General features: G+C 64.3%; 6 protein-coding genes and 1 pseudogene. 4 read left to right on the top strand and 3 right to left on the bottom strand.

Going from position 1 to position 8,043, the window contains the following annotated elements:
• The coding region (locus tag MOV63_RS31560) for a GGDEF domain-containing protein (RefSeq protein ID WP_247039673.1) at window positions 1-1,398 on the bottom strand (1,398 nt) is incomplete at its 3' end.
• A 329-nt stretch (window positions 1,399-1,727) separates the two neighbouring features.
• Between MOV63_RS31560 and MOV63_RS31555 the strand changes: the two genes are divergently transcribed.
• Together MOV63_RS31555 and MOV63_RS31550 are read left to right on the top strand one after the other, a co-directional pair.
• Window positions 1,728-3,200 (top strand): DUF1800 family protein, encoded by a 1,473-nt coding sequence (locus tag MOV63_RS31555; RefSeq protein WP_247039672.1) that lies wholly within the window; start codon window positions 1,728-1,730, stop codon window positions 3,198-3,200.
• Window positions 3,201-3,203: 3 nt separating this feature from the next.
• Window positions 3,204-4,382: a DUF1501 domain-containing protein gene (locus MOV63_RS31550; RefSeq protein WP_247039670.1), complete on the top strand. Its 1,179-nt coding sequence runs from the start codon at window positions 3,204-3,206 to the stop codon at window positions 4,380-4,382.
• Between the two features lie 14 nt (window positions 4,383-4,396).
• On the opposite strand, the gene MOV63_RS31545 is transcribed toward MOV63_RS31550, so the two are convergent.
• Together MOV63_RS31545 and MOV63_RS31540 are read right to left on the bottom strand one after the other, a co-directional pair.
• The gene (locus MOV63_RS31545) at window positions 4,397-4,984 is read right to left on the bottom strand and encodes a hypothetical protein (protein WP_247039668.1); all 588 of its coding nucleotides are present in this window, start codon (window positions 4,982-4,984) and stop codon (window positions 4,397-4,399) included.
• 14 nt (window positions 4,985-4,998) lie between these two features.
• Entirely contained in the window at window positions 4,999-5,388 is a 390-nt protein-coding gene (locus tag MOV63_RS31540; protein ID WP_038542698.1) for an acyl-CoA thioesterase, read from the bottom strand.
• Window positions 5,389-5,597: 209 nt separating this feature from the next.
• Here MOV63_RS31540 and MOV63_RS31535 point away from each other — a divergent pair, with 209 nt between their 5' ends.
• Together MOV63_RS31535 and MOV63_RS31530 are read left to right on the top strand one after the other, a co-directional pair.
• A complete protein-coding gene (locus tag MOV63_RS31535; RefSeq protein ID WP_247039666.1) occupies window positions 5,598-7,436 on the top strand; it encodes a methyl-accepting chemotaxis protein in 1,839 nt (612 codons plus the stop codon).
• 242 nt (window positions 7,437-7,678) lie between these two features.
• Window positions 7,679-8,043: pseudogene (locus tag MOV63_RS31530) on the top strand (hypothetical protein); the annotation flags it as partial.

The following is an 8,043-nucleotide window of genomic DNA, read 5'->3' as shown; positions in this document are numbered from 1 at the left end:
GGCAAGATTGGCGGCCTGCGCGGCGGCGACGATTTCCGGCGGCGCGATCGGCCCGAGATAGGGGTGGTGCCAGCGCACCAGCGCCTCGAAACCGGTGATCTGCTGGGAGGCGAGGTCGACCTGCGGCTGGAACCACGCTTCGAGGTCGCCGGCATCGAGCGCATCGGCGAGTTCGTGCTCGATCTGGTTCTGGCGGTCGGCCTGGGAGCGGAAGGCCGGCTCGAATTCGCGCCACTGGCGGCGCCCGCCGTCCTTGGCCCTGTAGAGCGCCATGTCGGCGCTGATGAACAGGTCCTCGGCCGTATCCGCATGCAGCGGGAAGAGCGCCAGGCCGATCGAGGCGCCGACCACGGTCGGCTGGCCCTCGAGCATGACCGGCTGCCGGCTGTGTTCGAGGACGCGCTTCGCTAGACCCCGGGCGGTTTCGGCGGCATCCGAGCCACCGAGAATGATCGCGAACTCGTCGCCGCCGAGCCGGGCGATGACGCCCCTGCCGTCGACCGCCGAACGCAGCCGGTCGCTGACCTCGACGAGCAGCGCGTCGCCGGCGCTGTGGCCGAGCGTGTCGTTGACCGTCTTGAAGCGGTCGAGATCGAGGATGAGAAGGGCGAGTTGTTCCTCCTCCAGCCTTGCGGCGGAAATTCCCGTGTCGAGGGCGGTATTGAAGGCGGTACGGTTGGCGAGCCCGGTCAGCGGATCGCAATTGGCGAGCACTTCCAGCCGGTAATTGGCGCGCAGGATGTTCGAATTGGCACTGGAGAGGGAATCGGCAAGCGCCGTCGCCTTCAGTTTGCCGAGCACGTTGCCGACGAAGGTCGCCTCGCTGGTACGGCTGCTGCGGATCAGCACCATCGTCAGCGCCACGACGTCGATGGTGAGGAGCCAGCCGCTGGCGCTGCCGGTGACGGCAAGCGACACCATCACGGAAATGTTGGGCGGTATGGCGAAGGCGAGCGAAACCGGGTTGTGCCCGACACCCATCAGGACCGCGCCGGTCGCCATGCCACACATGATCAAATAGAGGCCGCTGTCTCCGTCGAGCGCGTTGAAATCGGGCACGGTCAGCGGAAGGGCCGCCCAGGCGAGCCCGCTCAAGAGTGCCCCGACGGTCAGCACGTCCAGCGCCTGTTGCGGAGCATGTTCCACGGTTTCCCAACGCTTCAGGATCGACGCCATGACGACGCGCAGGGCCAGGCTTGCGATCACCGCCGTGAACCAGAGGCCGGCCGAAAGGGTCAGGCCACGATCGATCGTGGTGACGAAAAGCGCCGAAGCGGATATCGCGGCATTGGTTGCGAGCGTCGAGATCAGGCGTTCGAGCATGGTCGATGCCTGCGCTCGCTTCACGTCCAGGGCAAGGGCCGGGTCGATCTGACCTGTTCTGAATTCGGCTTCCATCGATCTGCTTGGGCTGGAGTTCCTATGCCGACACTATCCAACGGCAGCGATAAGAAAGTCTTGCATTCGAGGGATCTTCTTCAACCCAGCCGGGTTATCCTGAATGAAAAGGTAACCGGCCGTTCATGGCGCCTCAATATTGGGCGGATGCCGTTCGATTGTACCGATAGCTGGTAGATCCCGCAGTCGATCCGATTTCTCCCGCACAGCTGGAACTTCCCGCGCGGTCACGAATTACAAATTGTCCATGTCACGAAATGGCCGCAATTCCTGTTGGTTTCCACCACATTTGTTCGGGACTCTAAGCGAGTCAAACGAGGAGTAATCCAATGGCTCTTCTCAACCCGACCCTGGCCGCCATCCGATACGGTTATGGCCTTCGTCCCGGCGAAGAGCCGCCCCGCGATGTCGAGGCGCTGCTGGCGCAGATCGAGGAAGGGGCTTCCGAAAAGCCTCGCTTTCCGCGCGAGGGTGTGAGTGGCCGGCTGGACACTGCAACCCGTGTCGTCTCGTTGCTCGCCGCCGAGGCGAAAGCCCGTCAGGCCGGCAATCCGAACGAAGATGTCCGCAAGGCGACCCGGACCGAGGCGCGGCGCATCTATCGGCAGGATGCCATGGCGCGGCTTGCCCAAGCGATCCATTCGCCGCTCGGATTTTATGAGCGCCTCGCGAGTTTCTGGGTCGACCATTTTTCGACCAGCGTGATGAAGTCGCTGCCGATGCGGATGATCGTGCCGCTCTATGAGGCGCAGGCGATTCGCCCCAATATCGGCGGTTCCTTTACGAGATTGCTGTCCGATGCGATTCTGCATCCGGCCATGTTGATCTATCTCGACCAGAACCAGAGTGTCGGGCCCGATTCCGCCGCCGCCCGCAAGAACGGCCGCGGTCTCAACGAAAACCTCGGACGCGAACTGCTGGAGCTGCACACATTGGGCGCGGGCAGCGGCTATACGCAGGACGACGTGCGGGCCGCGGCACTGATCCTCACCGGCCTGTCGGTGGACAACCGCGCCATGCAGGTCGTCTATCAGCCGCGCCTCGCCGAGGCGGGACCGGTCAACCTGCTCGGCCGGACCTATCAGGACGACGAAGGCGATGGCCAGGACCACGTCCTGATGCTCGAGGACCTCGCCGCCAACCCCACGACCGCGCGGCATGTCTGCGGCAAGCTCGTCCGGCATTTCGTCGCCGACGAGGCGCCCGAAGACATGGTCGGCGTGATGGTCGCGGCATGGACGCAGAGCGAGGGCAATCTGACCGAGGTCTACCGCGCCATGCTCGCTCATCCGCGGGCCTGGTCGGATCCCGGCCAGAAGATCAAGCAGCCGTTCGAGTTCGTGGCGTCGGGTTTCCGCGCCCTCGATCTGCCGGAGAGGAATTTGGCCAACCTGCTGCGCGACATGGACGATGGCGACGAGGACGAGAGCCCGATGCAGAAGGCCATGGACCTGACTGGTATGGCGAAGAGGGAAGATATCAGGAAGAAGGCGGGGCGTGCCAATGCCCTGACGCTCGGCGCGCTGCAGCGCATGGGCCAGCCGATCTGGCAGCCGCCGAGCCCCGCAGGTTTCGCGGACGAAACGGGCGTGTGGCTGACCCCGAGCCAGTTGAGCGAACGGATTTCCTGGTCGCGCATGGTCGGGCGCATCTTTGCACAGAGGCTGGAGCCGTCCGAATTCCTGCAGGCCGCACTTGCCGATGCCGCCCGTCCGGAGACCCGCAGGGTGATCGCGCAGGCGCCCAACAAGGTGCATGGCATCACGATGGTGCTGGCATCCCCTGAATTCAACAGGAGATAAGAGATGAGCGTCCAGGACAGTTTTCCGTTGTCTCGCCGCGGTTTTCTGGCCGGCGCCTGCTGCGCGGCGGCGGCTCCCCTCCTGACGCCGGTGAGCTTTGCGGCGATGCCCGGCGACAACCGCTTCGTGACGATCATCCTGCGCGGCGCCATGGACGGGCTCGACTTCGTCCAGCCTTACGGCGATCCGGCCTATGCGGCGCTGCGCCCGAAACTGGGCCTGAGGCCGGATACCGGCCTCATCGATCTCGACGGGTTCTTCGGGCTCAATCCGGCAGCTTCCGCACTGGTGCCGCTGTGGCAGGCGCGCGAGCTCTCCTTCGTGCATGCCGTCTCGACGCCCTATCGCGACCAGCGCAGCCATTTCGACGGCCAGGACATGCTGGAGACCGGCGGCAACGCCAAGGGCCAGCGCACCGGCTGGCTGAACCGCACGCTCGCGATCATCCCGCGCTCGAACGGCCGCAAGGCGATCGACATCAATACGTCGATGGAACTGATCCTCAGTGGTCCGAACGAAGCGGATACATGGTCGTCGCAAAGCAATTTCGCGCTTGCCGAGGACGAGATCGCCTTTCTCGACCGCCTCTACGCCAGCGATGCGGCGTTTGCGAAAGCCATGGAGGAGGCGAAGAAGACCGATATGTCGGCGGACTCCCCTTACGCCGACAACAGGCGGGGCGCTGGCATTGCCGACATGGCGCGGCTTGCCGGCGGCATGCTGCGCGAGGACTATCGGATCGCCAGTTTCTCGATCAACGGCTGGGACACCCATGTGGGCCAGCTAGGGCAGTTCAGGAAAGCCGTCGGCGATCTCTCGACCGCGATTATCACGCTGAAGGATGCGCTCGGCGAAGAGGCCTGGAAAAAGACCGTCGTGCTGGCAATGACCGAATTCGGCCGCACCGCCCGCGAAAACGGCACCAACGGCACCGACCACGGAACCGGCGGGCTTGCGGTGCTCGCCGGCGGGGCGATCCCGGGCGGCAGGGTCTTGGGCAAATGGCCGGGCCTTTCCGAAGACAGGCTGCTCGACCGCCGCGACCTGATGCCGACCGGCGACGTCCGCGAGGTCGCGGCCGCCATGCTTTACCGGCAGTTCGGGATCGAGCCCGACAATCTCACCGCCAAGGTTTTCCCCGGCCTGAGTTTCGACAGGTCCTCGGCCTATCTGAAGGGTTAACCGGCCGGTTCCGTCTATGTCAGGAGGTCGTAGACCCGGAATACCCAGTAGAACTGGTAGGCCAGCGCGAAGACGACGAAGGCCGCGTGATAACGCCGGTCGGTGGTGATCGCGGCGATGATGCTGAGCACGATATAGACCGCGGTGCGGGCCGGATATTCGTAGCCGAGCGACAGGAAATAATCCCAACCCTTGAGAGCCGTATCGACGAGATCGGTGACGAGCATTCCCGCCAGGAAACCAAAGAACCAGGTTCGCCGCGACAGGAAATAATGTTCGTAACCGTCATAATCCTGCATCGAAGTCGGAAAGAGCAGGGCGCAGAGGAAGAAGAACAGCGCGCAGAAGGCGATCAGGAAAAGATAAGCCGCAAAACCGATCACCGGCAGGGCGTGCAGCCGGTATTCCCACCACCAGAAATGCGCCAGGAACAGGAACATGAACACCACCCAGCCGAGGTGGACGGGGTAGATGCGCGCCGCGCCGGGATGCTGGACGATGCCGGCGAGGCCGTTCAGCAACCGCGCCAGGCTGAGGCTCACCACCATGCCCATGACCACGCGGATATGCGTATAGGTTTCGGCGGCGGTGGCGACGTCCATGGCTGTTCCTCGATCTATTGCTCGGCGGGCACCGGCACGGGGCGGCCATCCTCGTCGAGCGCGACCATGATGAAAGTCCCTGCCGTGACCTTCTCGATCATCCGGTGACGCGCCCTCTGCGCCCAGGCTTCGACGGTCAGCGTGATCGACGAACGGCCGACGCGGGTGATTTCCGTATAGATGTTCAGCGTATCGCCGATCTTGACCGGCAGTTCGAAGGCCATTTCCTTGACCGCCGCCGTCACCACGCGGCCGCGGGCGCGTTCGGCGGCGCGGATGCCGCTCGCCAGGTCCATCTGCGCCATCACCCAGCCGCCGAAGATATCGCCGGCCGCGTTGGCATCCGCCGGCATGGCGAGCGTCCGGAGCGTCAGTTCGCCGGTCGGCTTGGGATTTTCGGTCATGTCGTCTCTCTTTCGAAGCGGTTTTCGGGCGACTCCTCCCGCCGCGAGACTAACCGCACATGAAGGAGAAGGAAACTCCGCCAAAAAGCGTTTCAACATCAATTATTTAGGCTGAACTAATTCGCGTTCGCCGCGATTTGTCAAGGCTTCACTACCTGGTAACCATCGACCATTAGAATTTAAGGCGAATTGCACATAAGGGGGGTCCCATGCAACGTCTCGCCATTTCCTGGCGCCTTTATAGTCTTGTGCTCCTGTCGCTCGTCATCCTCGGCGGCGCCATGGTCTTCAGCCTGTTCCAGAGTTACGCTTCGTCGGAACGGGAGCGGAAGGCGGGCCTTGCCCAGATGAACGATGTGGCGCTGACCGTGCTCAAGAAATACCAGGCCCTCGAAGCCTCCGGCGCGATGACCCGCGAGCAGGCCCAGACTGAGGCCAAGGCGGTCATCTCGGTGATGCGCTACGGCGACGGCAGCGGCTATTTCTGGCTCAACGACATGCTGCCGCGGATGATCATGCATCCGATCAAGGCGGAGCTGAACGGCAAGGACCTGTCGAACGACAAGGACCCGAACGGCAAGTTCCTGTTCGTCGAGTTCGTTAACGCCGTCAAGGCAAGCCCGACGGGCAAGGGCTTCGTCGACTACTATTGGCCGAAGCCGGGCGCCGAGCAGCCGGTCGAGAAATATTCGCACGTCGCCGGTTTCGCCCCCTGGGGCTGGATCGTCGGCACCGGCGTCTATGTCGACGACCTGCACGCCATGTTCCGGCGCGATGCGATCAACTTCGCCTCGATGTTCGGCATCGGCGCGCTGGTGCTGATCGCCGGCGCCACCTTCGTGGTCAAGACGGTGACCGGCCCGATCGGCAAGATCAGGCAGGCGCTGCAGTCGATCGCATCGGGCGAGGCGCGCGTCACCGTGCCCTGCACCGAACAGAAGAACGAGATCGGGGAAATGGCCCGCGCGCTGTCCGTGTTGCGCGATTCGGTCGACGAACGGGTCCAGCTACAGGCACGCGAGGCCGAACAGGCCCGCATGATCGCCAGCGAGCGCTCCGACAACGAGCGGACGATGACGGCCGCTGCGGAACGCCAGGGGCGCGCGATCAGCGAGCTCGGCCGGGCGCTCGAGGCGCTGGCTGGGGGCGACCTTTCCGTGGCACTTGTCGATATCGGCGAGGACTATGCCAAACTCCGCCACGATTTCAACGCGGCGGTCGGTTCGCTCCACCAGGCGATCGCGGCGATCTCCGAGACCAGCCTCGTGGTGCGCGACAGCGCCTCGGACATTTCCGGGGCGACGGGCCATCTGTCCAAGCGCACCGAACAGCAGGCGGCGGCGCTCGAAGAGACCGCGGCAGCACTTGACGAGATCACCGCAACCGTCCGCACCGCGTCGGAACGGGCCGTCGAGGCCCGCACCATGGTCAGCGAGACCAAGGACAGCGCCGGTCGTTCGGGCGAGATCGTCCGCAATGCGATCGACGCCATGGGCCGGATCGAGGAGAGCTCCAACCGCATCAACCAGATCATCTCGGTGATCGACGAGATCGCCTTCCAGACCAACCTTCTGGCGCTGAATGCCGGCGTCGAGGCGGCACGGGCCGGTGAGGCGGGTCGCGGTTTTGCGGTCGTGGCGCAGGAAGTCCGCGAACTGGCGCAGCGCTCGGCCAATGCCGCCAAGGAGATCAAGACGCTGATCAGCAACTCCGCCCGCGAAGTGGAAGGCGGCGTGGCACTGGTGCGCTCCACCGGCGATGCGCTGGTCGAGATCGCCACCCTGGTCGAGCGGGTCAACGCCCATGTGGACACGATTGCGACGGCCGCCCGCGAACAGGCGACTGGGCTTCAGGAGATCAATTCCTCCGTCAACCACATGGACCAGATGACCCAGCAGAACGCGGCGATGGTCGAGGAGACCACCGCGGCGAGCCAGACGCTTGCCGAACAGAGCCTGCACCTGCAAGGCCTCCTTTCGGCCTTCAGGCTCGGCAGCGGAGGCCGCGCGGCGACCTCGGGTCAGGCATCCCGCGCTCGCGCCGCCTGATCGACCGATCTACCGCTGAAAAACACAAGGCCGCCGGCGCAAAAAGCCCGGCGGTCTTTTGCTGTCGGCCGCATTGAAATGGGTCGCCCGGATGGCGGCGGTGGGACAGCGGGCGTCCTGAAACGACCTCGAAATGCACCGAAAGGTCACGAAAGAGCCTTGATTTCTCAAAGGTTCATTTACCGACTTTGCCTAAACTCTCAGCGTGTGTCATTTCGGCACCGGAAGAGTGGCAAACTTGTATGGCGTATGCTTCCCTTTCTCGGCGGGTGATCGGCTCGCTGATGATCCCGACAATGCTGGCTGCCTGCTCCGCCGGGGATCTCGTTCCGCCGGCGTCGATCGATAACGGCCGCGTCGGGGCGATCCAGCCGATGCGCGACATACCGCGCGAGTCCGCCTCGCAGCAGGCCTATCCGACGAACCCCGCGCCGGTCTCCGGGGCCCGCGCCGTCGATTACGCGAATACGCCGAACCTTGCGGGCACCGGCTATCAAAATTCAGCCTATCCCAATTCAGGCGCCAATAACGACGGCCACTATCTGCGGGCGCCGGAGCCGGTGCAGTCGGCGCCGCTTGGCGCGCCGATGTCGCAGCAGGCACCCGG

This window comes from Neorhizobium sp. SHOUNA12A, assembly GCF_023006505.1.
GTDB lineage: Bacteria > Pseudomonadota > Alphaproteobacteria > Rhizobiales > Rhizobiaceae > Neorhizobium.
The sequence above is the reverse complement of the archived record's forward strand: the minus strand, read 5'-3'. Positions and strand labels throughout refer to the sequence as shown.

Bases quoted from the DNA above. Each gene is read 5' to 3' on its own strand.
- MOV63_RS31540 (WP_038542698.1), bottom strand. From the start codon at position 5,388: ATGACCGAAAATCCCAAGCCGACCGGCGAACTGACGCTCCGGACGCTC.
- MOV63_RS31550 (WP_247039670.1), top strand. From the start codon at position 3,204: ATGAGCGTCCAGGACAGTTTTCCGTTGTCTCGCCGCGGTTTTCTGGCC.
- MOV63_RS31535 (WP_247039666.1), top strand. From the start codon at position 5,598: ATGCAACGTCTCGCCATTTCCTGGCGCCTTTATAGTCTTGTGCTCCTG.
- MOV63_RS31555 (WP_247039672.1), top strand. From the start codon at position 1,728: ATGGCTCTTCTCAACCCGACCCTGGCCGCCATCCGATACGGTTATGGC.
- MOV63_RS31545 (WP_247039668.1), bottom strand. From the start codon at position 4,984: ATGGACGTCGCCACCGCCGCCGAAACCTATACGCATATCCGCGTGGTC.